Source organism: Mycobacterium sp. (genome assembly GCF_032162105.1).
In the GTDB taxonomy this organism is placed as follows: Bacteria; Actinomycetota; Actinomycetes; order Mycobacteriales; family Mycobacteriaceae; genus Mycobacterium.
The window spans coordinates 1-23,595 of the sequence record NZ_JAVRPS010000701.1 but is presented as its reverse complement, the minus strand read 5'-3'; the positions used below and the strand labels follow the sequence as shown (position 1 = coordinate 23,595).

At 66.8% G+C, this 23,595-nt stretch carries 29 protein-coding genes and 2 pseudogenes; 21 read left to right on the top strand and 10 right to left on the bottom strand.

Annotated elements, in window-relative coordinates:
- Together QOC69_RS35620 and QOC69_RS35615 are read left to right on the top strand one after the other, a co-directional pair.
- Nucleotides 1-131: pseudogene (locus tag QOC69_RS35620) on the top strand (SRPBCC family protein); the annotation flags it as partial.
- Nucleotides 132-325: 194 nt separating this feature from the next.
- Entirely contained in the window at nt 326-730 is a 405-nt protein-coding gene (locus QOC69_RS35615) for a hypothetical protein (RefSeq protein ID WP_526447461.1), read from the top strand.
- A 21-nt stretch (nt 731-751) separates the two neighbouring features.
- Here the strand turns inward: QOC69_RS35615 and QOC69_RS35610 are convergent, their stop codons facing one another.
- The 3 genes from QOC69_RS35610 to QOC69_RS35600 are packed head-to-tail and all read right to left on the bottom strand — an operon-like array spanning nt 752 to nt 4,020.
- Nucleotides 752-3,148: an ATP-binding cassette domain-containing protein gene (locus tag QOC69_RS35610; RefSeq protein ID WP_526447459.1), complete on the bottom strand. Its 2,397-nt coding sequence runs from the start codon at nt 3,146-3,148 to the stop codon at nt 752-754.
- Nucleotides 3,149-3,154: 6 nt separating this feature from the next.
- The gene (locus QOC69_RS35605) at nt 3,155-3,565 is read right to left on the bottom strand and encodes a VOC family protein (RefSeq protein WP_526447457.1); all 411 of its coding nucleotides are present in this window, start codon (nt 3,563-3,565) and stop codon (nt 3,155-3,157) included.
- A gap of 20 nt (nt 3,566-3,585) precedes the next feature.
- Entirely contained in the window at nt 3,586-4,020 is a 435-nt protein-coding gene (locus QOC69_RS35600) for a helix-turn-helix transcriptional regulator (protein WP_526447455.1), read from the bottom strand.
- Nucleotides 4,021-4,146: 126 nt separating this feature from the next.
- Here QOC69_RS35600 and QOC69_RS35595 point away from each other — a divergent pair, with 126 nt between their 5' ends.
- On the top strand, nt 4,147-4,521 hold the full coding sequence (locus QOC69_RS35595) for an ACT domain-containing protein (RefSeq protein WP_526447453.1): 375 nt from the start codon (nt 4,147-4,149) through the stop codon (nt 4,519-4,521).
- Nucleotides 4,522-4,542: 21 nt separating this feature from the next.
- On the opposite strand, the gene QOC69_RS35590 is transcribed toward QOC69_RS35595, so the two are convergent.
- The gene (locus tag QOC69_RS35590) at nt 4,543-5,250 is read right to left on the bottom strand and encodes a YwaF family protein (protein WP_526447451.1); all 708 of its coding nucleotides are present in this window, start codon (nt 5,248-5,250) and stop codon (nt 4,543-4,545) included.
- A gap of 188 nt (nt 5,251-5,438) precedes the next feature.
- Between QOC69_RS35590 and QOC69_RS35585 the strand changes: the two genes are divergently transcribed.
- Nucleotides 5,439-5,936: an SRPBCC family protein gene (locus QOC69_RS35585; protein ID WP_526447449.1), complete on the top strand. Its 498-nt coding sequence runs from the start codon at nt 5,439-5,441 to the stop codon at nt 5,934-5,936.
- A 26-nt stretch (nt 5,937-5,962) separates the two neighbouring features.
- Here the strand turns inward: QOC69_RS35585 and QOC69_RS35580 are convergent, their stop codons facing one another.
- Nucleotides 5,963-6,658: a FadR/GntR family transcriptional regulator gene (locus QOC69_RS35580; RefSeq protein WP_526447446.1), complete on the bottom strand. Its 696-nt coding sequence runs from the start codon at nt 6,656-6,658 to the stop codon at nt 5,963-5,965.
- A gap of 103 nt (nt 6,659-6,761) precedes the next feature.
- Between QOC69_RS35580 and QOC69_RS35575 the strand changes: the two genes are divergently transcribed.
- The gene (locus QOC69_RS35575; protein ID WP_526447444.1) at nt 6,762-7,220 is read left to right on the top strand and encodes an FCD domain-containing protein; all 459 of its coding nucleotides are present in this window, start codon (nt 6,762-6,764) and stop codon (nt 7,218-7,220) included.
- Here QOC69_RS35575 and relB read toward each other — a convergent pair.
- A complete protein-coding gene (gene relB / locus QOC69_RS35570) occupies nt 7,217-7,792 on the bottom strand; it encodes a type II toxin-antitoxin system RelB family anti-toxin (protein WP_526447442.1) in 576 nt (191 codons plus the stop codon). The genes QOC69_RS35575 and relB overlap by 4 nt on opposite strands.
- Before the next feature lie 152 nt (nt 7,793-7,944).
- Here relB and QOC69_RS35565 point away from each other — a divergent pair, with 152 nt between their 5' ends.
- The 13 genes from QOC69_RS35565 to upp all read left to right on the top strand — a co-directional run bounded on the left by QOC69_RS35565 (nt 7,945) and on the right by upp (nt 18,259).
- On the top strand, nt 7,945-9,456 hold the full coding sequence (locus QOC69_RS35565) for an amino acid permease (RefSeq protein WP_526447440.1): 1,512 nt from the start codon (nt 7,945-7,947) through the stop codon (nt 9,454-9,456).
- Between the two features lie 224 nt (nt 9,457-9,680).
- A complete protein-coding gene (locus tag QOC69_RS35560; protein WP_526447438.1) occupies nt 9,681-10,163 on the top strand; it encodes an RNA polymerase sigma factor in 483 nt (160 codons plus the stop codon).
- Nucleotides 10,160-10,768, top strand: a complete 609-nt coding sequence (locus QOC69_RS35555; RefSeq protein ID WP_526447436.1) for a methylated-DNA--[protein]-cysteine S-methyltransferase — start codon at nt 10,160-10,162, stop codon at nt 10,766-10,768. The genes QOC69_RS35560 and QOC69_RS35555 overlap by 4 nt, the downstream gene beginning before the upstream one ends.
- An 8-nt stretch (nt 10,769-10,776) precedes the next feature.
- Nucleotides 10,777-11,490, top strand: a complete 714-nt coding sequence (locus tag QOC69_RS35550) for a 2OG-Fe(II) oxygenase (protein WP_526447434.1) — start codon at nt 10,777-10,779, stop codon at nt 11,488-11,490.
- 15 nt (nt 11,491-11,505) lie between these two features.
- Nucleotides 11,506-11,820, top strand: coding sequence for an Ada metal-binding domain-containing protein (locus tag QOC69_RS35545; RefSeq protein ID WP_526447432.1), 315 nt, complete (start codon nt 11,506-11,508; stop codon nt 11,818-11,820).
- Nucleotides 11,817-12,329 carry a methylated-DNA--[protein]-cysteine S-methyltransferase gene (locus tag QOC69_RS35540; RefSeq protein ID WP_526447430.1) on the top strand — a complete coding sequence of 171 codons (513 nt, stop codon included), beginning with the start codon at nt 11,817-11,819 and terminating at the stop codon, nt 12,327-12,329. The genes QOC69_RS35545 and QOC69_RS35540 overlap by 4 nt, the downstream gene beginning before the upstream one ends.
- A gap of 73 nt (nt 12,330-12,402) precedes the next feature.
- On the top strand, nt 12,403-12,795 hold the full coding sequence (locus QOC69_RS35535) for a TA system antitoxin ParD family protein (RefSeq protein WP_526447428.1): 393 nt from the start codon (nt 12,403-12,405) through the stop codon (nt 12,793-12,795).
- Entirely contained in the window at nt 12,782-13,360 is a 579-nt protein-coding gene (locus QOC69_RS35530) for an ATPase (RefSeq protein WP_526447426.1), read from the top strand. The genes QOC69_RS35535 and QOC69_RS35530 overlap by 14 nt, the downstream gene beginning before the upstream one ends.
- A gap of 55 nt (nt 13,361-13,415) precedes the next feature.
- Nucleotides 13,416-14,081 carry an MOSC domain-containing protein gene (locus QOC69_RS35525; protein WP_526447424.1) on the top strand — a complete coding sequence of 222 codons (666 nt, stop codon included), beginning with the start codon at nt 13,416-13,418 and terminating at the stop codon, nt 14,079-14,081.
- A gap of 106 nt (nt 14,082-14,187) precedes the next feature.
- The gene (trhA, locus tag QOC69_RS35520; protein ID WP_526447422.1) at nt 14,188-15,027 is read left to right on the top strand and encodes a PAQR family membrane homeostasis protein TrhA; all 840 of its coding nucleotides are present in this window, start codon (nt 14,188-14,190) and stop codon (nt 15,025-15,027) included.
- A 66-nt stretch (nt 15,028-15,093) separates the two neighbouring features.
- Nucleotides 15,094-16,383, top strand: coding sequence for a GTP cyclohydrolase II (locus QOC69_RS35515; RefSeq protein WP_526447420.1), 1,290 nt, complete (start codon nt 15,094-15,096; stop codon nt 16,381-16,383).
- Nucleotides 16,380-17,627 carry a DUF1688 family protein gene (locus QOC69_RS35510; RefSeq protein WP_526447418.1) on the top strand — a complete coding sequence of 416 codons (1,248 nt, stop codon included), beginning with the start codon at nt 16,380-16,382 and terminating at the stop codon, nt 17,625-17,627. The genes QOC69_RS35515 and QOC69_RS35510 overlap by 4 nt, the downstream gene beginning before the upstream one ends.
- Nucleotides 17,628-17,629: 2 nt before the next feature.
- Complete coding sequence (upp, locus tag QOC69_RS35505) at nt 17,630-18,259, top strand: uracil phosphoribosyltransferase (RefSeq protein ID WP_526447416.1); 630 nt, start codon at nt 17,630-17,632, stop codon at nt 18,257-18,259.
- Between the two features lie 8 nt (nt 18,260-18,267).
- Here the strand turns inward: upp and QOC69_RS35500 are convergent, their stop codons facing one another.
- The gene (locus QOC69_RS35500; RefSeq protein ID WP_526447414.1) at nt 18,268-19,479 is read right to left on the bottom strand and encodes an acyl-CoA dehydrogenase family protein; all 1,212 of its coding nucleotides are present in this window, start codon (nt 19,477-19,479) and stop codon (nt 18,268-18,270) included.
- A 421-nt stretch (nt 19,480-19,900) separates the two neighbouring features.
- Between QOC69_RS35500 and QOC69_RS35495 the strand changes: the two genes are divergently transcribed.
- The 3 genes from QOC69_RS35495 to QOC69_RS35485 are packed head-to-tail and all read left to right on the top strand — an operon-like array spanning nt 19,901 to nt 21,968.
- Entirely contained in the window at nt 19,901-20,350 is a 450-nt protein-coding gene (locus QOC69_RS35495) for a hypothetical protein (RefSeq protein ID WP_526447412.1), read from the top strand.
- A complete protein-coding gene (locus QOC69_RS35490; RefSeq protein WP_526447410.1) occupies nt 20,347-20,820 on the top strand; it encodes a MarR family winged helix-turn-helix transcriptional regulator in 474 nt (157 codons plus the stop codon). Before QOC69_RS35495 ends, QOC69_RS35490 begins: the two co-directional genes overlap by 4 nt.
- A gap of 14 nt (nt 20,821-20,834) precedes the next feature.
- A complete protein-coding gene (locus tag QOC69_RS35485; protein ID WP_526447408.1) occupies nt 20,835-21,968 on the top strand; it encodes an alpha/beta fold hydrolase in 1,134 nt (377 codons plus the stop codon).
- 6 nt (nt 21,969-21,974) lie between these two features.
- Here the strand turns inward: QOC69_RS35485 and QOC69_RS35480 are convergent, their stop codons facing one another.
- From QOC69_RS35480 to QOC69_RS35470, 3 genes and pseudogenes are all read right to left on the bottom strand, one after another.
- Nucleotides 21,975-22,475 (bottom strand): phosphate-starvation-inducible PsiE family protein, encoded by a 501-nt coding sequence (locus tag QOC69_RS35480; protein ID WP_526447406.1) that lies wholly within the window; start codon nt 22,473-22,475, stop codon nt 21,975-21,977.
- Complete coding sequence (locus QOC69_RS35475) at nt 22,475-22,963, bottom strand: TspO/MBR family protein (RefSeq protein WP_526447404.1); 489 nt, start codon at nt 22,961-22,963, stop codon at nt 22,475-22,477. The genes QOC69_RS35480 and QOC69_RS35475 overlap by 1 nt, the downstream gene beginning before the upstream one ends.
- Before the next feature lie 465 nt (nt 22,964-23,428).
- A pseudogene (locus tag QOC69_RS35470) lies at nt 23,429-23,595 on the bottom strand (cytosine permease); the annotation flags it as partial.

The window sequence follows — 23,595 nt, the reverse complement described above, 5'->3', positions numbered from 1 at the left end:
CCGCCGACGGCTGCCATCTGACCTGGGTGATGGCGATGAAGCCGAGCGGCGTGGCAGGCCGGCTCGGCATGACCTTCTCTCGGCCAGTGATGGCGTGGCTGTTCCAGCGCTTCCTGCACAACCTGCGAAAGTGCTGCCTGGCACCGACGCGGCGATGGAGACACGCGTCGGACCGGGCTGACTGGCCCGCGGTAAGAGGTTCTACCGCTGATGCGAGTCACGACGTATTCGGGTCGAGGGTGGGGAGGTCGTCGGCGTCGCGGACCAGTTGGCGGTTTGTGGCAAAGGACAGACACCCGGTTCGCGGTGCGGCATCGTTGTCGAGATGAGCCAGAAGGTTCCGAGCCCCAAAGACCTCGTTGCCGCCGCACAGGCGGCAGCGGCGACGGCGCAATCGGTCGCCAGCGGAGCGATGCGCATTCCACCCGCGTCGATTCAGCTCGCCAGTCAGCTGCCAGATCTCATCGAGAATCTGGCGACTACCACCGAACGCTTGAACACGGCCATTGATCGCGCCGAGCGCTACCTCGTGCTGGCCGATCCCATGATCCGGACGATGGACGCGTTGCTCCCCCAACTGGAAGCCCTCGTCGCAACGGGCAATGACGTGTACAACGCGGTGTCGAACGTGCCGGGCGTCTCCACCCTGACTCGACTCGCCACGCGCAGTTCAGATGCCCCGCCGAAGAGGACGCCGTCGCAAAGTGGGGCCAAGCCGAAGAAATCCTGACGGTGCCTGCGAGGACCCCGCTCAGGCGCCGACGTACGCCGCGAGGTGTTCACCGGTGAGGGTGGACTTGGCGGCGACGAGGTCGGCGGGCGTGCCCTCGAAGACGATCCGGCCACCGTCGTGGCCGGCACCCGGGCCGAGGTCGATGATCCAGTCGGCGTGCGCCATCACCGCCTGGTGGTGCTCGATGACGATCACCGACTTGCCGGAGTCGACGAGCCGGTCGAGCAGGCCGAGCAGCTGATCGACGTCGGCGAGGTGCAGGCCCGAGGTCGGCTCGTCGAGGACGAAGACCTTCGCCTTTTGGGCGCCTTGGTCCCCTAGGCGGGTGGCCAGCTTGAGCCGCTGCCGCTCACCGCCCGACAGGGTGGTCAGCGGCTGACCAAGGGACAGGTAACCGAGGCCCACGTCGGCGAGTCGTACCAGGATCTTGTGGGCGGCAGGCGTGTTCGCCTCACCGTCGCCGAAGAACTCGACAGCGTCGATGACCGACATCGCCAGCACCTCGGCGATGTTCTGGCCGCCCAGGGTGTACTCGAGCACCGACGCCTGGAACCGTCTGCCCTCGCACTCCTCACACGTGGATTCCACGGTGGCCATCACACCCAGCTCGGTGAAGATGACGCCGGCTCCGTTGCAGGTCGCGCAGGCCCCTTCCGAATTCGAGCTGAACAACGCCGGCTTCACATTGTTGGCCTTTGCGAACGCCTTTCGGATCGGGTCGAGCAGTCCGGTGTACGTCGCCGGGTTGCTCCGCCGCGATCCGCGGATGGGCGCCTGGTCGACCGTCACGACCCCGTCTTGCCCGGCCACCGAGTCATCGATCAACGAGCTCTTGCCCGAACCGGCAACGCCCGTCAGCACCACCAGCACGCCGAGGGGGATGTCGACGTCGACCTTCTGCAGATTGTGGGTCGACGCGCCTCGGATCTCCAGCGCCCCCGACGGCGCGCGCACCACTTCCTTCAGTGAGACTCGGTCGTCGAGATGACGGCCGGTGGTGGTGTCACTCTTGCGCAGCCCGTCCACGGTGCCTTCGAAGACCACCTCGCCGCCGGCGGTGCCGGCGCCGGGGCCGAGGTCGACGACGTGGTCGGCGATCGCGATCACCTCCGGCTTGTGCTCCACGACCAGCACGGTGTTGCCCTTGTCGCGCAGTTGCAGCAGAAGATCGTTCATGCGCGCGATGTCGTGGGGATGCAGCCCGATCGTCGGCTCGTCGAACACGTACGTGACGTCCGTGAGCGCCGATCCGAGGTGGCGAATCATCTTGACGCGCTGCGCCTCACCGCCCGACAACGTCCCCGCCGGACGCTCGAGCGACAGGTAGCCCAGTCCGATCTCGACGAACGCGTCGAGGGTGCGTCGCAACGACGCGAGCAGCGGCGCAACCGACGTCTCTGTGACCGCGCTGACCCATTCGGCCAGGTCGCTGATCTGCATCGCACTGACATCGGCGATGTTGCGTCCCTTGATCTTCGACGACCGGGCCGTCTCGGACAGTCGGGTGCCGTCGCAATCGGGGCACGTCGTGAACGTCACCGCCCGCTCCACGAAGGCGCGGATGTGCGGTTGCATCGCCTCGACGTCCTTGGCCAGGAAGGACTTCTTGATCTGCGGGATCAGCCCGAGGTAGGTCAGGTTGACGCCGTCGATCTTGAGCTTGGTCGCCTCCTTGTGAAGGAGGGCGTCCAGTTCCTTCTTCGTGAACTGGCGGATGGGTTTGTCCGCGTCAAAGAAACCGCAGCCGTTGAAGATTCGCCCGTACCAGCCCTCCATGCTGAAGCCGGGGATGGTGAGTGCGCCCTCGTTGAGCGACTTGCTGTCGTCGTACAGCGCCGTCAGGTCGATGTCGTTGACCGAGCCGCGGCCCTCGCAGCGCGCGCACATGCCACCGACGATGCTGAAGTCACGGCGCTCCTTGACGGTCCTGCCGCCGCGCTCCATCGTGACCGCACCGGCCCCGCTGATCGAGGCGACGTTGAAGGAGAACGCCTGCGGTGAGCCGATGTGCGGCTTCCCGAGCCGGCTGAACAGGATGCGCAACATCGCGCCCGTGTCGGTGGCGGTGCCGACGGTGGAGCGGGGATCTGCACCCATGCGCTCCTGCCCCACGACGATCGCCGTCGTGAGGCCCTCCAGTACGTCGACCTCTGGACGGGCCAGCGTAGGCATGAAGCCCTGGACGAAGGCGCTGTAGGTCTCGTTGATCAGTCGCTGCGACTCAGCGGCGATCGTGTCGAACACCAGCGAGCTCTTGCCCGAGCCCGAGACGCCGGTGAACACGGTCAGCCTGCGCTTCGGGAGCTCGACGCTGATGTCCTTGAGATTGTTCTCGCGCCCGCCGTGCACGCGGATCAGATCGTGGCTGTCGGCAGTGTCGCGCGCGGGCGACGTGGTGTCCGTTCTCTTCGCCATAGCGGCTCAGCTCACCTCCTGGATGCGAACCGTATTGCCCGCCGGATCGCGGAAGGCACAGTCGCGGGATCCCCATGGCTGGTCGGTGGGCTCCTGCATGACCTCAGCGCCGCTGGCCTGCACCTGCTCGAACACACGGTCGACGTCGGTGGTGGCCAGCATGATGCTGGCGTAGGTGCCCTTGGCCATCATCTCGGCGATGAGGCGGCGCTCGTCGTTCGTGATGCCGGGGTCGGCGGCCGGCGGCGTCAAGACGATGTTCATGTCGGGCCGGCCGGCGGGACCGATGGTGATCCAGCGCATGTCTTCGTATCCGACGTCCTTGCGGACCTCGAAACCCAGAGCGTCGCGATAGAACGCCAGGGACTCTTCCGGGTCAGAGTGCGGGAGGAAACTTGCGTTGATGCTGATGTCCATGGCGATCACGTTAACTGCGACTAGGAGACCGACGCTTCTCGATTCCTGATCGGTCTGGTGACTTGTTTCGCCACGCAGGGCGGTATCCCCGCCGTCTCGCCGGTTGCCTGACTCCGGTACGTGCTTGGCGGCACCCCGACCAGTTCGGTGAATCGGGTGCTGAAGGTGCCCAGCGACTGACAGCCGACAGCAAAACACACCTCGGTGACGGACAGATCGCCAAGGCGCAGCAGCGCCATCGCACGCTCGATGCGCCGCGTCATCAGATACGAGTACGGCGACTCTCCGTATGCGAGCTTGAACTGGCGGGACAGGTGCCCGACCGAAATATTCACACCCTGGGCGAGTGCCTCGACGTCCAGCGGTTGCGCGTACTCCCGATCGATCCGGTCGCGAACGCGGCGCAGTAGCGCGAGGTCGCGCAGGCGCTGCGCGTCGTCGGGTGTGCTGGTCACCTGGGCGATGGTGCCACGTCGCACCACGGTTGCCTAGCACTGCTGACCTCCACCGCACTCTGCGAATCACCGGAACAACGGGTGCCATCACCGATACCGTTGGTGGGTCACGGAAAGGAGCGCACCATGGCGATCGATCTGACGCTCTATCTCGATGACCAGCCCGGTGAGCTGGCCCGACTCGGGGACCTGCTCGGCGAGGCCGGCGCCAATATCGCCGGCCTGTGCGCGCTCACCAGCGGCGGCGGGCAAGCCGAGGTTCACATACTCGTCGACGATCCGACGCCAGCGTTCCAGGCGTTGGAGCACGCCGGAATCAAGATCATCGCGGAGCAGGAGGTGCTGGTCCTCGACGTCAAGGACCAGCCCGGTGCACTCGGCGAGGTCGCACGCAAGCTTGGCAACGCGGGAGTCAACCTGACGACGGCGTACCTCGCGACGAACACCCGCCTCGTGCTCGCGGCGGACAACCTGGCTGCCGCGAAGTCCGCGCTCGATTGATCGGTGCCCAATCTCACTGCCTCACTCCATATTTGACGGCGAACTTCGCCGCGTCCGCTCCCACGGCCACGTCATCAGGGCCCACACGATGAGGACGAGCGTGGCCGCGGTCAGGACGTACACCGGCCACGGTCCCAATAGATCCAGCAGACTCGCGGTGGCGGGTTTCGCGTTGAGGAAGCCGTAGTTCGTTCCGGCGACGCTGTTGAAGGTCAACGTACCGGCCGCCCACACGACCGTGACCGTGACGGTGATGCGGTAGCTGCGCCATGTGGGGCGCATCCCCCGGCCCCAGGTGAGGTAGATCGCGGCCCAGACGACGAGCAGGTGGATCGCCCAGAAGGCGAGGAATGTGTAATGCGGAAAGTCCGGGCCGACGAGGACCGGCGAGATCAGCGCCTGCACGCTCAGAACCAGGCCCCAGTAGTAGGTGAGCGCAAAGGCCCACTGGCGCTGGGACCACAAGGCGCAGGCCGCCGCGATGGTCGCGAGATCCGTCAAACGCAGGGGTACCGACCGGTCGATGGACGGCGGGATCAGCGAGTAGATCAGAACCGAACCGTAGATCGCGGCCGTCAGGGCGCCGAGGACTCGTCCGAGGCGGAGGGCCTGCGATTCGGTCTGCCTGCGCCCGATCCACACCAGCAGCGCTGCGACTGCCACGAACACGACGATGGCGGCCCAATGTGACGGTCCGTAGACGGAGAACTCCCGTTGTGCAGAGAACAATCACCCTCCCACCCGCAGACGTTCGCGATTCGTCACGGTGACGTTACAGGCCGCCCACCGATAACATTGTTACACAACGATTTTGGCAGCTGAATGGCCCGTGGAGGCGACCGTGCCGGTGCAGGTCCCGAGGCGCATTCCCGACGAAGACGTTCCGGATCGACTCCATGTTTGGCATGCTCTGCAACATGACGCGTTGGTACCCGCTGGAGCCCTCCGATGCCGGTGTCCTCGCCTCGGCCCCGCACGTGTTCCGATACCGAATGCAGTATGCGGCTACGCCGGAGCGGGTCTGGGAGTCGCTGGCCTCCGATGCCTCGCTCTCGGCCTGGGGCTCGTCCGTCAAGCAGTTGAATTGGCTGTCCCCCCGCCCCTTCGGCATCGGCACCACCCGCGAGGTCGTCCTGGCCCCAGGCGCACCCCGCGTTCGCGAACGCTTCATCCGGTGGGACGAGGGCAGCGGATACTCCTTCGTCGTGTATGAGGCGAGCGTGCCGGTGTTTCGGCATTTCGTCGAGGATTACGTGGTCGAGGCCGACGGCGACAACACGCTGTTCACGTGGACGGTCGCGATCGAGCCGAAACGTGCCTTCGCCGTGCCGTTCAAGCTGCTGAGCCCGGTGTTGAAAGTCGCCTTCGGCCGCGCGGCCTCCGACGGCAAGAAGTACTTCGCCAAGCAGTCCTGACGCCGCCGGCGGCGTCGGCCCGCGGGTCACTGCAGCAGGAGCGTCACCGCATCCTCGACGATCTGCAGATGCTCGGCCATGGCGGCCGACGCACGTTCGGACGATCCGTCCGCGATCGCGTCCACGATGGCACGATGCTCGACACCTGATGCCTCCTTGCGCCGCGGGACCGTGTTGAGCATCTTCGACTGTTCGGATAGGGCTTCCCGAATGTCGTCGACGACGGAGGCGAACACGACATTGCCGCTCGACTGTGCAACGCACAGATGGAACTCGCCGTCGAGACGCACCCATTCGGACGGATCATTCACCACGTCCATGCCGCTGACGAGTGCGCGCAACCGCTCGAGTTGTTCGTCGGTCCGGCGCAAGGCCGCCAGTCCGGCCGCCGGGATCTCGATGTGCGGTCGCGCCTCGCGCAGCGCCTGCACCGTGTGTCGGCCGAAGACGGGTTCGGATCGGACGCGATCACCGATGACGAACGTGCCGCGGCCGGTCAACGTCTCGGTCAGTCCCAGGGCGTTGGTCGAGCGCAGCGCTTCGCGGATGACGGACCGACTGACCCCGTAACGGCCGGCCAGCGCCGCCTCCGACGGCAGCTTGGCCCCGACCGGCAGGTCCTTCTCCTCGATCGAGGTCCGAAGATCCGTGAGGACGGCCTCCGCAGCCCCGATCCGGGAGGTGCGAGGCTGTCTATCGGTCCAGCTGTCAGACAAGCTCATGCTTCGCAACTATACCTGCAGGTCCATGACATGCATGCGGTGCAAACCCGCGAGTTTGCCCCTTCCGGTTGCGAGGTGCTCGCTGTCGTACGACGATATAGCAATGCACTTGTCTGACAGCATGACAGTCAGTTATCCAGACTCCTGGCTACAGGATGCGTGGGCGGCGCTGTCGCTGCTCGCCACGCAATCGGCGGTCGAGGCCGCGGGGCACGCCTCCGCCGAACAGATCCGCTCGCTGCGCATCCTGGTGGGACAGTTGCCCACCTTGACCGAGGCCGGGGCGTGGGAATCCGTCACCGCCGCAACCTACTTCGGCATCTCCGAAGCCAGCGGCAACCAGATCTACGAAACCCTGTTCTACGACCTCTGGCAGGCGCTCGCGCAGTACGGCGAGCGCTGGGACGTCGCGGCGCGGTTGTGGCCGGTCCGGCAGTGGGCAGAACACTCACTGGAGGCGGTCGTTACCGGGATCGCCAGCGCCGAACCCGATTTGGCCAAGTCGGCGATGGAGAGCCACATCCGTGGCGCGGTCGCCGCGATCGATGTGCCGGAGCGTTAATCGCGGGACAACACCGCGCGATCGTCGACGCGCACGGCAATCACCACGGCGCCGTCGACATCGGCCTGCCATCGGTAGGCGACCCCACCGCCGCACAGGATGCGATCGCCGACTCCGAGGCTATGCGTGGACTCGCCGTCCCCGGCCCAGATGGTCACGGTGACGGCGCCCCGAACCACATACAGGACGACCTCGTGGATGTGGGACTGCCACTCCTCCCCTGCTCCGGCCTGCCGGGTCACCTCCGTGACGTGAACCTGCCCACCCAGGATGCCGAGCGACCGGTCGGCATCACCGGCTGCACCGCCGGACCGTCCGACGTCGACGACGCTGTCGGCCTGGGCGGCGCTGATGACGTCGTTCATGTTGCACCCCAACGCCGTGGCGATAGCCGACAACGACTGCAGCGACGGTTTGGCGCGGTTGTTCTCCAGTTGAGACAGGAAGGGAACCGAGAGTCCGCTCTGCTCGCTGAGCGCGGCGAGCGTCAGGCCCCGTTCGCGCCGCAACCCACGGATGGCGCGTCCGAGATGCTGGCCGCCCGACGTCCGAGGATCGAGATCGCGGGACATCTTACGCATTGTTTACCTCGCCCACTTCCGTCGTAATGAGCCCCCGGCTAGTTTCTCAAAAGTCTAGTTCAATCAAAAGTTTGACAGCCCGGCCACGTGGAGGTGGACCGGCGACCACAAAATTCCGTTTCACCACACTCCCGAGGAACACGATGAGCACACCTCCGGTATCTAGCACGGGGTACGACAACTCCGCCCTCAGCCACGAGGACGAGGGTTACCACAAAGGACTGAAACCTCGCCAGATTCAGATGATCGCGATCGGCGGCGCGATCGGTACTGGCCTCTTCATGGGTGCCGGAAGTCGACTACACAACGCGGGACCGGGGCTCTTCATCGTCTACGCGATCTGCGGGGTCTTCGTCTTCTTCATTCTGCGCGCACTCGGTGAGCTCGTCCTGCACCGCCCGTCATCGGGTTCGTTCGTGTCCTACGCGCGTGAATTCTTCGGTGAGAAAACCGCTTTCGTCACTGGCTGGTTGTACTTCTTCAACTGGGCGATGACCGCCATCGTCGACGTCACCGCCATCGCGCTCTACGCGCACTACTGGGGCATGTTCGAGGTGATACCTCAGTGGTTGATCGCCCTCATCGCCCTGGTCGTGGTGCTCGCGCTCAACGTGATCTCGGTGAAGCTGTTCGGCGAGCTCGAGTTCTGGGCGTCGATCATCAAGGTCGCCGCACTGGTGACCTTCCTGGTGGTCGGAACCATCTTCCTGGCCGGCCGATTCGACATCGAGGGCAACCACACCGGTTTCAGCGTGCTCAGCGACAACGGCGGCCTGTTCCCCGAGGGAATGTTCGCACTGGTCATCGTCACCTCAGGCGTGATCTTTGCCTACGCCGCCGTCGAACTCGTCGGCACCGCCGCAGGCGAAACCGAGAACCCGGCCAAGATCATGCCGCGCGCCATCAACTCGGTGATCGTGCGAATTGCGGTGTTCTACGTCGGCTCGCTGATCCTGCTCGCCCTGTTGCTCCCCTACACGACATACCAATCCGGTGAGAGTCCGTTCGTCACGTTCTTCTCCAAGATCGGCGTTCCGGCAGCCGGCGGGATCATGAACCTGGTCGTGTTCACCGCAGCACTCTCGAGCCTCAACGCCGGCCTGTACTCGACCGGCCGGACGCTGCGGTCGATGGCGATGAACGGCAGTGCCCCGGCGTTCACGGGAAAGATGAACAAGAACGGCGTGCCGTTCGGCGGTATCGCGCTGACCGGCGTCATCACCCTGGCCGGTATCGCACTGAACCTGGTGGTGCCGGCCGAAGCGTTCAACATCGCCCTCGACCTGTCCGCGCTGGGCATCATCTCGACGTGGGGCATGATCGTGCTCTGCCAGATCCAGCTCTACCGGTGGGAGAAGAAGGGCATCCTGCAGCGGCCCGCATTCCGGCTGCCGTGGACTCCGTACACCAGCTACGCGTCGCTGATCTTCCTCGCCGCGGTAACGGTACTGATGTGCTACGAGAACTACTGGAATCTCATCGCGATCATCATCATGGTGCCCGCGCTGATCGGCGGCTGGTACGCGGTGCGCACGAAGGTCATGGCGATGGCGCAGACCCGCGTCGGCTACACCGGCGAATACCCGGTGGTTCCGGGGTTGATAGCGCCCATTCCGTTCCCCGAGCACGACAAGGGACCCGACGCCGAGGGCTGAGCAGAGCCCACCCGATCGATGCCCGGCCACGGAGGCAGACGTGGCCGGGCATCGATCCGTTCGGACGGCACCGCGCGACCGCCCATCCTGAGTGACGGCCCAGCCGGTCGAGAGCTTCCGACGGTTATGGTGAGTTCTGCGGGCCATGCGATCCCACCACAAGGCGAAGACTCCACCTGGTTGAGTCGATCTCACATCTCACCGCTGGGATGCGTCTACAGGATGTGAGTGTGCGACCGTTCGAGGACGTGGTGGCCGAATACGGCCCGATGGTGCTGCGCGTGTGCCGCGCGGTGCTCGGGCCGGTCGATGCCGACGACGCGTGGTCGGAGACGTTTCTGTCCGCCATGCGGGCCTACCCGGGTCTCGACCCGGCCGCCAACGTCGAAGCGTGGCTGGTGACCATCGCCCATCGCCGCGCGATCGACGTCGGACGCGCGATTTCGCGCGCACCCGTGCCAGCTGAAGCACTTCCGGAACAGCACACCCGACCCGGCAACCGGGTAGCCGACGACCCGGACCTCTGGGCAGCGCTCGAATCGCTTCCGGACAAGCAGCGCAAGGCAGTGGCCTACCACCATCTCGCCGGGTTGCCGCACGCCGAGATCGCCGAACTGCTTGGCAACTCCCCCGCCGCCGCCCGCAGAGCCGCCGCCGACGGCATCAAGACATTGAGAAAGATCTATCCGAAGGACAACCCATCATGAAACTCGAGAACCTCTTCGATGCATTGGGCGGAAACGACGCCAACACTGCCGCCACCCTGGCACGGTTGCATCGCCGCCTCGAACGCGATGCCGAGCAGTCCGATCTGCTGGACGTCGGCTACCGGACGCTGGACACCCCGCTCGGACCGCTGCTGCTCGCCGCGACGCCCGTCGGCCTGGTGCGCGTCGCCTACGCCAGCGAAGGCCACGATGCGGTACTCGAGTCACTGGCCGACAAGGTCAGCCCGAGAATCCTGCGGGCACCTGCCCGGCTGGACGGCGTGGCACGCGAGATCGACGAGTACTTCGCCGGGACCCGCACCCATTTCGACCTCCCGCTGGACCTGCGCCTCACGGACGGCTTCCGCCGCGAGGTGATCGAGCACCTTTCCGAGATCGGCTACGGGCACCGCGAGAGTTACGCGGCCGTCGCGGCCGCGATCGGTCGCCCTCGCGCCGTGCGCGCCGTCGGAACCGCCTGCGCCCGCAACCCCCTCCCGGTGGTCATCCCGTGTCACCGGGTGGTCCGCACGGACGGCTCGATCGGCCAGTACGTCGGTGGCGTCGACGCAAAGCAGACCCTGCTGACCCTGGAGGCGGCATGACGATAACGATGAAAGCATCTGTGGCCGAACGCATTTCCGCACAGGACTGGCCCGCGCTGACCGACGAGATCGATACCTTCGGCTGCGCGCAGACCGGGCCGATCCTCACCCCCGCCGAATGTGCGGAGTTCACCTCGATGTGGGATGAACTACAGCGGTTCCGCTCGACCATCGACATGGCCCGGTACCGGTTCGGGCAAGGCACCTATCGCTACTTCGCCAACCCGGTGCCCGAATCGATCATGCAAATGCGAGCGGCGTTCTACCGGCTGCTCCTGCCGGTCGCGCGCCACTGGGCCGACCGCCTGGGCGACCCGGCGCCCTGGCCTGACGAGTTCGAGGATTGGCTCGACGCCTGTCATGCGGCCGGACAGATCAGACCGACCCCAATTCTGCTGCGCTACACCGCCGGTGACTGGAACGCGCTGCACCGTGACCTCTACGGCGACCTCGTCTTCCCGCTGCAGGTCGTCATCGGGCTCGACCGGCCGCGCGTCGACCACACCGGCGGGGAGTTCCTCCTCGTCGAGCAACGCGCCCGCGCCCAGTCGAAGGGTTCGGTCACCGTGCTCGAGCAGGGCCACGGACTGATCTTCACCACCCGCGACCGCCCGACACCGACGAAGCGGGGCTGGTCTCGATCCCCGGTGCGGCACGGAGTCAGCCGGGTCCGGTCCGGACGCCGCCACACCCTCGGCCTCGTCCTGCACGACGCGCAATGACGAACGCACACCGCGATGTTCACGCTGACCGGCGCAGACGGTGAACGATACGAGTGCTCCACACCGGGGCAGTTCGGTGGGCACCGACGCGGGAGACTGTACGGCCGGCTCGACTGTCCCGCCGCACTGCGGGCCATCGCCCGCGGCGGATATGTGCGGCATCGGGTGTTCTTCGCCGACCAGCAGACGGCCATCGCGGCCGGATACCGTCCGTGCGCGGTGTGCCTGCCCGAGCAGTACGCCCTCTGGACATCGGCCGACATCTCACATTCCGGCGATCGCCGTCGTCTACCCGGTAAGAGCCCCAACAGAAGGAGCGAAGACCCATGACGACCATCCCCATTGCCAGGACCGTGCACGCGACCCGACTCGGCAACCTGACCATCGAGGCGAGCGACTTCGGCCTGACGCGAGTCGCCTTCACCGGAGATACCGCACCGGCCACGGACACCGGCATCGGCGTCGGGCGCGCCCACGTCTTCGAAGCCGGTCGGCAGATCGACGAGTACCTCGGCGGAGTCCGGCGTGACTTCACCGTCCCGATCGACTGGTCGGGGGTGAGCGACTTCGACGCCACCGTCCTGCAGATCCTGCCGGCGACCGGCTACGGCGAGACGACCAGTTACGGCGCGATCGCGCAGCGCATGGGCCGCCCCTCGGGCGATGCCCGCAAGATCGGTGGCGCGTTGGCGCGCAACCGGGTGCTGATCATCGTGCCCTGCCACCGCGTGCTCGCCGCCGATGGTTCCCTGACCGGCTACGCCGGCGGACTCGCCGTCAAACGAGCACTGCTCGACCTGGAATCCCCGGCCACCCGTCTCGCTCTGGACGGCATCTGAGCGCGCCCACCTCCCACGGCTGTAGCAGATTGCTACAATCGGTTGCACATTGCTACAGCCGTGGGAGGTGGTCATGTCCGAGGCAGCCGACCGGGTCACTCGGGTCGCAGCCGACCTGATGGACAGTGCCACGATCGAGGGAGCCCGTCAGAGCCGCTCGGCCAAGCAACAGCTGGACCACTGGGCCCGCGTGGGTCGCGCGGTGTCGAGCCAACACACCGCGGCGCGACGCCGCGTCGAATCGGCGCTCGCCGGTGACCTCGACACGAACGACCTGAGCGTCGAGGAGGGCGTCGTCTTCAATGCCGAGGTCTCCGCGGCCATCGAGGAGAGCCTCGCGAGCACCAATTACGGCGACGTCCTCACCGCCCGCGGCATCACGATGGTCGCCATGAACGACGACGGACAGATCGTCGAGTACTGGCCGGACGGCACCTCGGCCGTGATCACCGGTGAAGCGCGCTGACCTCGTCGTCGGACCGAACGGGGCGGGAAAGTCGACGTTCGTCGCACTGACCCTTGCGCCGCTGCTACCCCGCAGCGTGTTCGTCAACGCTGACGAGATCGCCAAGCAGCGCTGGCCCGACGATCCCCTCTCACACGCCTATGACGCGGCGCGCACCGCCGCCGAGACTCGGTCCAGGCTCATCGAAATGGGCCGGTCGTTCGTCGCCGAGACGGTGTTCTCCCATCCATCCAAGCTCGATCTCGTCCGCGCCGCCCACGCCGCCGACTACACCGTCGTCCTGCACGTATTTCTGATCCCCGAGGACCTCGCCGTGGAGCGCGTCAAGCGCCGGGTCCTCGCGGGCGGTCACGACGTGCCCGAGGACAAGATCCGCCAGCGACACCGCCGGCTGTGGGCGTTGGTTGCCGCGGCCGCCAGGCAGTCCGACACCGCGACGGTCTACGACAACTCACGCAGGGAGGGCCCGCGGATCGTCGCCCAGATGAGCCGCGGCATCGCTGTCGGCTCACCGTCGTGGCCGAGCTGGACGGCGGAGCCGCTGCCGTCGCGGTGGCCGGCCTGAGGGGCATGACATCGGCGTCCAACGCCCGCACCCGCTTCGACTTAGGCTTGACCGCATGCCAAGTGTGTTGACGGTCAATCTCGCCCGGCCGCGGCCGAACCCGGACAAGGAGTCGGTGCTCACCGGTATCGACAAGCAACCGACGGACGACGCCGTCGCCGTGCGCTCGCCAGGACCCATGCGCGATGGCGCCGGGAGCGGGCTGGACGCAGATGCGATCGGCAACAAGAAAGTTCACGGTGGAGACGATCAGGCCGTGTACGCATACGCGCGCGAAGACCTCGACAACTGGCAGACCGAGCTCGGACGCACGCTGGCCAACGGCAACTTCGGCGAAAACCTGACGACGTCGGGCATCGACGTAACGGGTGCGCGAATCGGCGAGCGATGGCACGTCGGGTCGGACGGCCTGGTGCTCGAGGTCACGTCACCCCGTACCCCGTGCCGGACCTTCGCGGCGTTTCTGGGCATCCCGGACTTGATCAAGACCTTCACCAAGGCGGCGATTCCCGGTGCCTATCTTCGGGTGATCAGCCCTGGCACGGTGCGTGCCGGTGATCAAGTCGTCGTGTCGGATCGCCCCGATCACGACGTCACCGTCGCCCTGGTGTTTCGCGCCATCTTGGGCGAACCCGAGCTGTTCCCACGACTTCTTCACGCCGACGCATTGCCCGAGGACATCAAGGAGCTCGCGCGCCGCCGCGGCGGGCAGCCAGCCTGACGGCAAAGGGTCGCGACACTGCGAAGGACCGCGGAACGGGATACATCAGGCCTACGCCTGTACGCTCAACCTGCGTCGTAACAACCGCGATCGCCTGCCGCTGCACATGGGCTTGCCCCTCGACAACGGAGACATCCTGAACGACCGCACATCGGCGACAAGTACCACGATCTACGGACGAGCCGATCCGCAGACGCCCTCTCGCGCGAGCGATCGGGCGGCAACCGTCATCGACGACGACCTGCCGCAGAACACCGGCGGCGACGACGACCTACCCCAGGTACTCGCCGACACGGTCACCGACTTCCTCGGCAGGCCACGTGCCCGCGGCTGGATCCACTTCTGCTCCGCAGCCGCCGCGATCGTGGCAGGCGTGGCGCTGGTATCGGCGGCGTGGATCACCTCGTCCACGGAGGCCGTCCTGGCGGCCCTGATCTACACCGCGACCATCGTCGCGATGTTCAGCTTCAGCGCTCTCTACCACCGCGTGCACTGGAAATCACCGACCACGCTGAAGTGGATGAAACGTATCGATCACTCGCTGATCTTCGTTTTCATCGCGGGCAGCTTCACCCCCTTTTGCATGTTGGCGATGCCGCCGCACACCGGGAACGAGGTTCTGATCATGGTGTGGGGTGGGGCGGGGGCAGGCGTTGCGCTCAAGATGTGGTGGCCGTCGGCGCCGCGATGGGTCGGCGTGCCCCTGTACCTACTGCTCGGCTACACGGCGATCTGGTTCGCAGGCACACTGCTGGACGGCGCGGGTCTGGCCGCCGTCGTCCTTCTCGCCGCAGGCGGGGTGCTATACAACATCGGCGCCGTGCTCTACGGCGTTCGCTGGCCCAACCCATGGCCGCGAACGTTCGGCTATCACGAGTTCTTTCACGCGTTCACCGCTGCCGCAGCGGTCTGCCACTACATCGCCATCTGGTTCGTCGTCGTCTAACTCGGCGACCGGCAGCGGCCAGGCCGAGTCGCTATGCTGGCGAATTCCGATGACCGAGGAGCGACCATGTCCACCGACGCCGGTGCCGCCGTCCCCTCGCCTGCCACGGTCTCCAAGTCCGCCGCCGGCCACATCCGGCTGACCTCACACAGCGGTGGCTCCGGCGCGCCACCGATCCACTGGGGCGCATCGACGGCCGCCGAACGCGGACCGGTGCTCGGCACCACCATCAAGCGGTCGCATCGCAACGTGATCGGCACGCACAGTGGCTCCTACAGCGTCTACCGGGCGCTGGCGATCGCCGCGGGCGCGCTGTCTCGCGAACACAGGGCCGATCTCACCAACACCTCACCGACCGACGTCGTCGGCCCGCACCCGCAGTGGAGCGAGCCCGGCGCGATCGTCAGCCTCGACCCCTGGGGTGCCATGGTGGCCGACGTCTTCAGCGCCGAGCTGGCCGCGGGCTACGACATCCGCCCCACCATCGCGGTGACACAGGCGCATGTCATCCTGCCGGAGATCATCGAAGCCGTGCAGAAGGGCCGATTGCGCCCGGACGGCAGCACGCTGCTGCCCAGCGGGGCCGCCCTGGTCACCAAGGCAGCGATCGAGCCGGTCTGGTATCTCCCCGGCGTGGCGCACCGCTTCGGCTGCAGCGAGACGGATCTGCGGCGCGTGCTGTTCGAGGAGACCGGCGGCATGTACCCCGAGTTGGTGACCCGCGGAGACCTCGAGGTGTTCCTGCCTCCGATCGGTGGCCAGACCGTCTACATCTTCGGCGATCCCCAAGATTTGGCCGACCCCTCGGTGGAGCTGACGGCCCGAGTCCACGACGAGTGCAACGGCTCGGACGTGTTCGGCTCCGACATCTGTACCTGCCGGCCCTACCTGACGCACGCGATCGAGGAATGCATCCAGGGCGCACAGCGCGGCGGCGTCGGCCTGGTCTCGTACTCGCGCAAGGAAGGCCGCGCACTGGGCGAGGTGACGAAGTTCCTGGTCTACAACGCGCGCAAGCGCCAGGAGGGCGGCGACACCGCCGACCAGTACTTCGCCCGCACCGAATGCGTTGCCGGCGTGCAGGACATGCGCTTCCAGGAACTCATGCCCGACGTACTGCACTGGCTGGGCGTCCGCAAGATCCACCGGCTGGTGTCCATGAGCAACATGAAGTACGACGCCATCACCGGGTCGGGCATCGAGGTCGGCGAACGCGTCAACATCCCCGACGACCTCATTCCGCTCGACGCCAGGGTCGAGATCGACGCCAAGATGGCCGCCGGTTACTTCACTCCCGGCGCAATCCCGGACGCCGACGAACTGAAGCAGGCCAAGGGCCGAGGTTTGGACGGATGAGCTCGGTGCGGTCCGTGGGCAGCGAGGTCGACGTGGACACCACCCGAGTCGACGGAGCCGCCGCCGCGCTGCGCAGCACGACCGCCATCCGCGAGCGGGCCGGATATCTGCTCCAGCGCGCACGAAGCGGCGACTCGGCCTGGTTCAGTGTGGACGACGGTGCCCTCACCGTGGCCGCCGCCGAGGTCGCGGACGTCACGCGCACGCGGTACCCCGATCTGTTGGTCCCGTTCCACAGCCGCTGGCGTCATTTCGAGGCAGGCGGAATCGACCGAAGGGCCCAGTGGGGCACCGGACTCGATGCCCGCGCGATGGTCGACCTGGCCGTGGTGAGCGTCTTGCTCGACGCAGGCGCCGGTCCGGATTGGGGGTACGACGAGGCCGCCACCGGGCAGCGCTTCGTACGGTCCGAAGGCCTCGGGGTGGCCAGCTGGCACGCCTTCACCGGCGGGCTGTTCTCCAGCGACACGACGGATCCGCTGCGAGTCGATGCGGCCGCGCTGTGCGACCTGGACGCCGACCGGCTGGCCGAGGCGTTCCAGGTCGGGCAAAAGAATCCGTTGGTCGGCCTCGACGGCCGCGTCACCGTGCTGCACCGCCTCGGTGCGGCGCTGACCGCTCGACCGGAGGTGTTCGGGGCGCAAGGACGGCCAGGTGGATTGTTCGACGTGCTGGTCACGGCGCATGACCGGCGACCGGTTGGCGCGCACGACATCCTGTCGGCACTGCTGACCTCGTTGTCGGGAATCTGGCCCGCGGACAACACCATTGGCGACGAACCGCTTGGCGACTGCTGGCGCCACCCCGCCGTGCCCGGTCCCGGCCTGACGCAGGGGTGGATGCCCTTCCACAAGCTCTCGCAGTGGCTGACCTACTCCCTGCTCGAACCGTTTCGCTGGGGCGGCGTCAGCGTCGACGGGCTCGATGCGCTGACCGGCCTGCCGGAGTATCGCAACGGCGGTCTACTGCTCGACACCGGCGTACTGCGGCTGCACGACCCCGACTGGACCACCCGCGAGTGGACGGCGGGCGACGAGCTGGTGGTCGAGTGGCGGGCACTGACGGTGGCGCTGCTCGACGAGCTCGCCCCGCTGGTGCGTTCCCGACTCGGGGTCGACGCGGAGCGGATGCCGCTGGCCTGTGTGTTGGAGGGCGGCACCTGGGCCGCGGGGCGTGCGCTGGCACAGCGGCTGCGCGGCGGACTGCCGCCGCTGACCATCGTCAGTGACGGCACGGTGTTCTAGCGATGGACGATGTCTACGTGATCGATCATCCCCTGGTGCAACACAAGCTCACGCTGATGCGTCGAAAGGATGCCTCCACCAACAGCTTCAGGCAATTGTGCAACGAAATGGCGGCGCTGATGGCCTACGAGGTGCTGCGCGACATGCCCATGCACGAGATCGAGATCGACACGCCGCTGGAGCGGACCACCGGCAGGGTGATCGACGGCAAGAAGCTGGTGTTCGTCTCCATCCTGCGCGCGGGCACGGGCATTCTCGACGGCCTGCTGAACGTGGTGCCCGCCGCGCGGGTGGGCCACATCGGCCTGTACCGCGACCCGAAGACGATGGTGGCCGTGGAGTACTACTTCAAGATGCCCGGCGACCTGCACGAGCGCGACGTCGTGGTGGTCGACCCGATGCTGGCCACCGGCCACTCGGCCGTCGCGGCGGTGGAGCGGCTCAAGGAGTTCAATCCGAAGTCGATCAAGTTCGTCTGCCTGTTGACGTGTCCGGAGGGCGTTGCCGCACTTCACGAGGCCCACCCCGACGTGCCGATCTACACCGCCGCCGTCGACCGCGAGCTCGACGAGCACGGCTACATCGTGCCCGGCCTCGGCGACGCGGGCGACCGCATCTTCGGGACCAAGTAGCGCCGGCCCTACTTGAGCGGCAGGCCCGTGATGGCCCTGGCCATGACCAGGCGCTGAATCTCGCTGGTGCCCTCGAAGATGGTGAAGATCTTGGCGTCGCGGTGCATCCGCTCTACGGGGTAGTCCCTGGTGTAGCCGTTGCCGCCGAGGATTTGGATGGCCTCGTCGGTGACGTAGACCGCGGTCTCGCTGGCCGCGAGTTTCGCCATCGAGCCCTCGGCGTTGGTGAACGGCTTGTCGTTGCGCGCCATCCAGCCCGCGCGCCACACCAGCAGGCGCGCCGCGTCGATCCTGGTCTTCATGTCGACCAGCTTGAACGCGATCGCCTGGAAGTCGCCGATCTTGCGGCCGAACTGCTCGCGCTGCTGGGCATAGTCCAGGGCGTACTCGTAGGCGGCGCGGGCGACGCCGAGCGCCATCGCGCCCACGGCGGGGCGGGTCCGCTCGAAGGTCTTCATCGCCGCCTGGCCCGCCGAACTCTTGCCTTCACGGGAGCGGGCGATTCGCTCGTCCAGGCTGTCCTTGCCGCCGATGACCAGCCGACCGGGGATCCGCACGTCGTCGAGCACCACCTCGGCGGTGTGCGACGCCCGGATGCCGTGCTTCTTGAATTTCTGGCCCTGGGTGAAACCCTTTGTGCCGGGCGGGATGATGAACGTGGCCTGACCGCGCGAACCCAATTCGGCGTCCACCGAGGCGACGACGATGTGCACGTTGGCGATGCCGCCGTTGGTGGCCCAGGTCTTGGTCCCATTGATCACCCACTCGTCGGACGCCTGGTCGTAGCGGGCGCGGGTGATGATCGCCGACACATCGGATCCGGCGCCCGGTTCCGACGCACAGAACGAGGCTAGTTGCGGCTCGTCGATGGTGCCGAACATCTGGGGCAGCCACTCGCCCAGCTGCTCGGGTGTCCCGGTGGCGGCCAGCGACGCGGCCGCGAGGCCGGTACCCATGATGGACAGGGCGATTCCGGCGTCACCCCAGAACATCTCCTCGAAGACCGTCAGCATGCCGAGCCCGCTGGGTTCGGCGACCTGGGTGGCGAACAACTCCATGGAGTACAGCCCGACCTTTGCCGCCTCCTGGATGATCGGCCACGGCGTCTCCTCGCGCTCGTCCCACTCCGCGGCCGCAGGCCGGACGACGTCCACGGCGAACTCGTGGACCCAATCCCGGACCTCGATGACGTCCTTGGACAGCTCGAGCGAAAACGACATGGCACGTGTCCTTTCAGACGGTCCGGGGCCAGCAGCAATCAGGCGTAGGCCAACGCGCAAACCATTGGGTCTCAAACTCAGTGAACGACTGTACGCTGCGGCGTGCGGCCATCAAAGTCATCCACCCCCCACCCGCACCGTGTCGTGCTATTCGTACCCGATCTGACCCGGCTCCGCAGTCCCGACGCGCGGCCGGTTCAGGCGACGGCCCGCCTCACCCGTACACGGCGAGGCGGATCGTCCGGCCAGGAAGGAATTGGAGCGGAATCCAGGTGAGCACCGATTATTTTGGTCGGCGACGACGCCGTTGCCAATCGGCTGGCGCGAGAATCACTTTGGGGCAACCGAGCGCCGCGCGGCCGCGTGCGCAATCATCATTTCGGTTTGACGATTATTACGGTCGGCCGTAATAATTTGACACATGTCGATCCCGTCCCTGATCCTGCTGAGCGCGGTCGTCCTGCTGGCCTGCGCAACCCTCGGCGGCGGCCTCTACGAGTACCTCGTCCTCGACCCGGTCTGGCCCGGCAGGCCCGCGATCATTCAGGCTCCGTACGGCGGCGTATCGCGCCGGCGATTCTGGATCCCGATGCACAGTGCGTTCGAGGTGACGCTCGTCGCGGCCGTGGTCGTCACCTGGGGCCATGCGGACGTCCGGACCGCGATCCTGGTCGCGCTGGCCAGCCACGTGGTGATGCGGGTCTGGTCGCTGATCGACTTCGTCCCCAAGGCCGTCGCGTTCGAGAAGGCCGACCCTGCCGTGATCGAGCGGGCCGCGGCGGTCCGGTGGACCCGCCGCAGTCTGCTGCGCCTGCCGCTCGACGTCCTCACGTGCGTGGCCGCGCTCGTCGCGCTGGTAGTGGCGGCATGACCGGAAACCGCTCGCGTACAGAGCTTCTCGCCCAATTGCGGAGAGTCGGTCGCGAACACGGCGACGCGACGGTGCTCTTCCACTCCGCGTTGGCGGCCGAGGCGGGCCTGCACCCCACCGACTACAAGGCTCTCGGCGTGCTGGACCGACTCGGGCCGATGAGCGCAGGTGAACTGGGCCGCCACATGGGGCTCGCGGCGGCGTCCGTGACCAACCTGATCGACCGCCTGGTCGCCAAGGGCTTCCTGCGCCGCGAACCCGACCCGCTCGACCGTCGCCGGGCGCTGCTCCATGCCGACGTCGCCGAACTCGCCGACAACGACTTGTTCGCGTCGTGGCAACGGACGGCCACCCAGTTGTGGGAGCGTTACTCCGACACCGAACTGGCCGTCATCCTGGACTTTCTGGCCGACGCCGCCCAGTGGCTGCGCACGTGTACCGAGGAGAAAAGTAGTCGAGTCCCGCGGTGACGATAATGGCGAGCATGACTGACGTCCGACCGTTCCGCATCGATGTTCCCGACGACGTTCTCGCCGACCTGCGCCGCCGCCTGGCCGCCACCCGCTGGCCCGAAGCCGAATGCGTAGACGACTGGAGTCAGGGCATGCCGTTGGCGTACACCCGCGACCTCGCCGCGTATTGGGCAACGGAGTATGACTGGCGGACAAGCGAAGCCGCGCTGAATCGCTACGCCCAGTTCACCACCGAGATCGACGGCCTCGACATCCACTTCGTGCACCAGCGCTCCCCGCACGCCGACGCCTTCCCACTCGTCATGACCCACGGCTGGCCCGGATCGATCGTCGAATTCGGCAAGGTCATCGCGCCCCTCACCAACCCGACCGCCCACGGCGGGCGCGCCGAGGACGCGTTTCACGTGGTGTGCCCGTCGCTGCCCGGCTACGGCTTCTCCGGCAAGCCGAGTACGACCGGCTGGAACACGGGCAGGATCGCCCGGGCGTGGGAGACCTTGATGGTCCGCCTCGGCTATGACCGTTACGGCGCCCAGGGCGGGGACTGGGGCGCCGCGGTGACCACCGACATCGGTCGCAACGTGGGGCACTGCGTCGGAATCCACACCAACATGCCGATCGGAAGGCCACCGTCGGGCGCGCTGGAGAATCCCACCGACGAGGAGAAGGACGCGCTGGCGGCGCTGGCCTACTACCAGAAACAGGACTCCGGCTACTTCAAGGAACAGGCCACTCGCCCGCAGACAGTCGGTTACGGCCTGGTGGACTCCCCCGCAGCCCAGCTGGCCTGGATCGTGGAGAAGTTCTGGTCGTGGACCGACTGCGACGGTCATCCGGAGAATGCGCTCAGTCGCGACGAGCTGCTCGACAACGTGACGCTGTACTGGGTGACCGGCTCCGGCGCGTCGTCGGCGCGGCTGTACTGGGAGAGCATGGCGGCCTTCGGGCCCGGCGGACGAGTGGAGCTTCCGACAGGTGTGGCGTCCTTCCCCAAGGAGATCGGCCGCACGCCCAGGTCGTGGTGCGAGGCGAACTACAACATCACCCACTGGACGAAGATGCCGCGCGGCGGACACTTCGCCGCCTTCGAACAACCGGAGTTGTTCGTCGAGGACGTGCGAAAGTTCTTCGGGACGGTGCGCTGAGTGCAGCTAGGTCGGGGCGGCCTCGCCGCTGCCGCCACGCCGTGCCCGTAATACGAACGCCGCCAACGCCAGAACGAGCACCACGGCACCGAGCACACCGATCTCGACCACCGCGCGGGAGAACTCGGGCCCCTTCTCCAAGAGGGTCGCGGCCTCGACCGAAAGCACCACGATCTCCTTGATGCAGGCGAGGATGCCCACGATCAGGAACGGCTCGGCGACGATCTCGTGTGACCGCAGACAGACACGTACGGCGTAGAGCAGTTCCACGAAGATGAAGATCAGCAGGAGTCCGTCGAGGATCTCCAGCATTACGGTCGATGCAGGCGCGCTTCGAAGTCGCAACATGGTGTTGAACTGCGACACCACCAACGCCACTGAGCCGATGACCAGGACGACAGCGATCGCCCAGTACACGGTGTCCTCGACAGCGCCCAGCACCCGATCGGCCAGGCGTTGCCGCTCTTCCTCGTTCTCGCTCTCGTCCGTGGTCTCAGTCTCAGCCATCAGCCACCTCGGCGGTTGAGCCACCAGATGCGACCGGATAGCGCGGTCGCGAACGCACACCACAAGGGATACAGACCGAGCACCCCGGCTCCGGCGCCGCGCGTGCGGACGGCGCGCCGGGTCAGATCGGCGCTGCTGGCGATCAGCGCAGCGGCAGCGAAAGCCGAGGCACCGAGCTCGCGGCGGCTGAAGAACAACCACGTCCACCCGCCGTTGAGGATCAGATTGAGCGCCAGCAGCTCCGAGTAGGCCCGGGCCTCGTCCTGTCGTCCGTCGTCGTTGAGTTGGTCCACCGTGCCGGCTGAGACCGCGGCGATGTCGGCGTAGAGCAGCGGCCACACGATCGGGAAGGCCTGCCGGGGCGGCTGGAAGCTCGGCTTGCGCAGTTTCTCGTACCAGTCCGACCGGGCGGGTCGACTCGCCAGACCGCCCAGCGCGGCGGTGAGCAGCACCGCACCGGTCGTCTTGGCGAGAGTGGCGGGACGCATGCGGGGCCGCTTTCGCGGGCCCAACGGCAGCACCCGGCCGACCCGTCGGCCAAACGATCGCCGCCCCGTTAGCGTCGGACACATGACCGACGCCCCCGAAGTGCGCCTGGCCACTGGCGGCGACCTGAATCTCGTTGAGCCGTTGTGGGTTGCCGTTGCACCACCAGCACGCCGAGACCATGCCTGAGTTGGCGCCCTACGTCAGCGACGCCGAGACCTGGGCGATCCGCAGGCAGCTGTACGAGGAGCTGCTGGCCAAGCCGGGCACCTTGCTGCGTCATCGGCGTCGGTGGCAGCGCAACCGGCCAGGGGCCGCTAGTTCTTACTCCGCGAGACGCAAAAGTGCCCCAGAACCGGTGTTTTGGGGCACTTTTACGTCTGCTGGGCGGAAGCAACGACCCTCGCTACAGCGTCACCGGCCGACCTGGACTTACTTGTCGCGGTTCGAGGGCAGGGACTGACCGGTCATCGCCGCAGCCGGACGAACCGGTAGCCACCGTAGATCGCCAACGCGACAAGGAAGTTGACGAAGTACGCGACGTCGGCGCCGTGCCACGCCACGGCGATCGGCCCCTGATAGATCGAGGTGTCCATGAACGGGACGGCCGCGGCGTAGGCGACGACGAACGCCA

Bases quoted from the DNA above. Each gene is read 5' to 3' on its own strand.
- QOC69_RS35595 (WP_526447453.1), top strand. From the start codon at position 4,147: ATGGCGATCGATCTGACGCTCTATCTCGATGACCAGCCCGGTGAGCTG.
- QOC69_RS35555 (WP_526447436.1), top strand. From the start codon at position 10,160: ATGAAACTCGAGAACCTCTTCGATGCATTGGGCGGAAACGACGCCAAC.
- QOC69_RS35545 (WP_526447432.1), top strand. From the start codon at position 11,506: ATGTTCACGCTGACCGGCGCAGACGGTGAACGATACGAGTGCTCCACA.
- QOC69_RS35485 (WP_526447408.1), top strand. From the start codon at position 20,835: ATGACTGACGTCCGACCGTTCCGCATCGATGTTCCCGACGACGTTCTC.
- QOC69_RS35550 (WP_526447434.1), top strand. From the start codon at position 10,777: ATGAAAGCATCTGTGGCCGAACGCATTTCCGCACAGGACTGGCCCGCG.
- QOC69_RS35540 (WP_526447430.1), top strand. From the start codon at position 11,817: ATGACGACCATCCCCATTGCCAGGACCGTGCACGCGACCCGACTCGGC.
- relB (WP_526447442.1), bottom strand. From the start codon at position 7,792: ATGTCCCGCGATCTCGATCCTCGGACGTCGGGCGGCCAGCATCTCGGA.
- QOC69_RS35610 (WP_526447459.1), bottom strand. From the start codon at position 3,148: ATGGCGAAGAGAACGGACACCACGTCGCCCGCGCGCGACACTGCCGAC.
- upp (WP_526447416.1), top strand. From the start codon at position 17,630: ATGGACGATGTCTACGTGATCGATCATCCCCTGGTGCAACACAAGCTC.
- QOC69_RS35535 (WP_526447428.1), top strand. From the start codon at position 12,403: ATGTCCGAGGCAGCCGACCGGGTCACTCGGGTCGCAGCCGACCTGATG.
- QOC69_RS35525 (WP_526447424.1), top strand. From the start codon at position 13,416: ATGCCAAGTGTGTTGACGGTCAATCTCGCCCGGCCGCGGCCGAACCCG.
- QOC69_RS35575 (WP_526447444.1), top strand. From the start codon at position 6,762: ATGCACTTGTCTGACAGCATGACAGTCAGTTATCCAGACTCCTGGCTA.
- QOC69_RS35565 (WP_526447440.1), top strand. From the start codon at position 7,945: ATGAGCACACCTCCGGTATCTAGCACGGGGTACGACAACTCCGCCCTC.
- QOC69_RS35510 (WP_526447418.1), top strand. From the start codon at position 16,380: ATGAGCTCGGTGCGGTCCGTGGGCAGCGAGGTCGACGTGGACACCACC.
- QOC69_RS35475 (WP_526447404.1), bottom strand. From the start codon at position 22,963: ATGCGTCCCGCCACTCTCGCCAAGACGACCGGTGCGGTGCTGCTCACC.
- QOC69_RS35480 (WP_526447406.1), bottom strand. From the start codon at position 22,475: ATGGCTGAGACTGAGACCACGGACGAGAGCGAGAACGAGGAAGAGCGG.
- QOC69_RS35500 (WP_526447414.1), bottom strand. From the start codon at position 19,479: ATGTCGTTTTCGCTCGAGCTGTCCAAGGACGTCATCGAGGTCCGGGAT.
- QOC69_RS35585 (WP_526447449.1), top strand. From the start codon at position 5,439: ATGACGCGTTGGTACCCGCTGGAGCCCTCCGATGCCGGTGTCCTCGCC.
- QOC69_RS35580 (WP_526447446.1), bottom strand. From the start codon at position 6,658: ATGAGCTTGTCTGACAGCTGGACCGATAGACAGCCTCGCACCTCCCGG.
- QOC69_RS35615 (WP_526447461.1), top strand. From the start codon at position 326: ATGAGCCAGAAGGTTCCGAGCCCCAAAGACCTCGTTGCCGCCGCACAG.
- QOC69_RS35490 (WP_526447410.1), top strand. From the start codon at position 20,347: ATGACCGGAAACCGCTCGCGTACAGAGCTTCTCGCCCAATTGCGGAGA.
- QOC69_RS35605 (WP_526447457.1), bottom strand. From the start codon at position 3,565: ATGGACATCAGCATCAACGCAAGTTTCCTCCCGCACTCTGACCCGGAA.
- trhA (WP_526447422.1), top strand. From the start codon at position 14,188: ATGGGCTTGCCCCTCGACAACGGAGACATCCTGAACGACCGCACATCG.
- QOC69_RS35495 (WP_526447412.1), top strand. From the start codon at position 19,901: ATGTCGATCCCGTCCCTGATCCTGCTGAGCGCGGTCGTCCTGCTGGCC.
- QOC69_RS35515 (WP_526447420.1), top strand. From the start codon at position 15,094: ATGTCCACCGACGCCGGTGCCGCCGTCCCCTCGCCTGCCACGGTCTCC.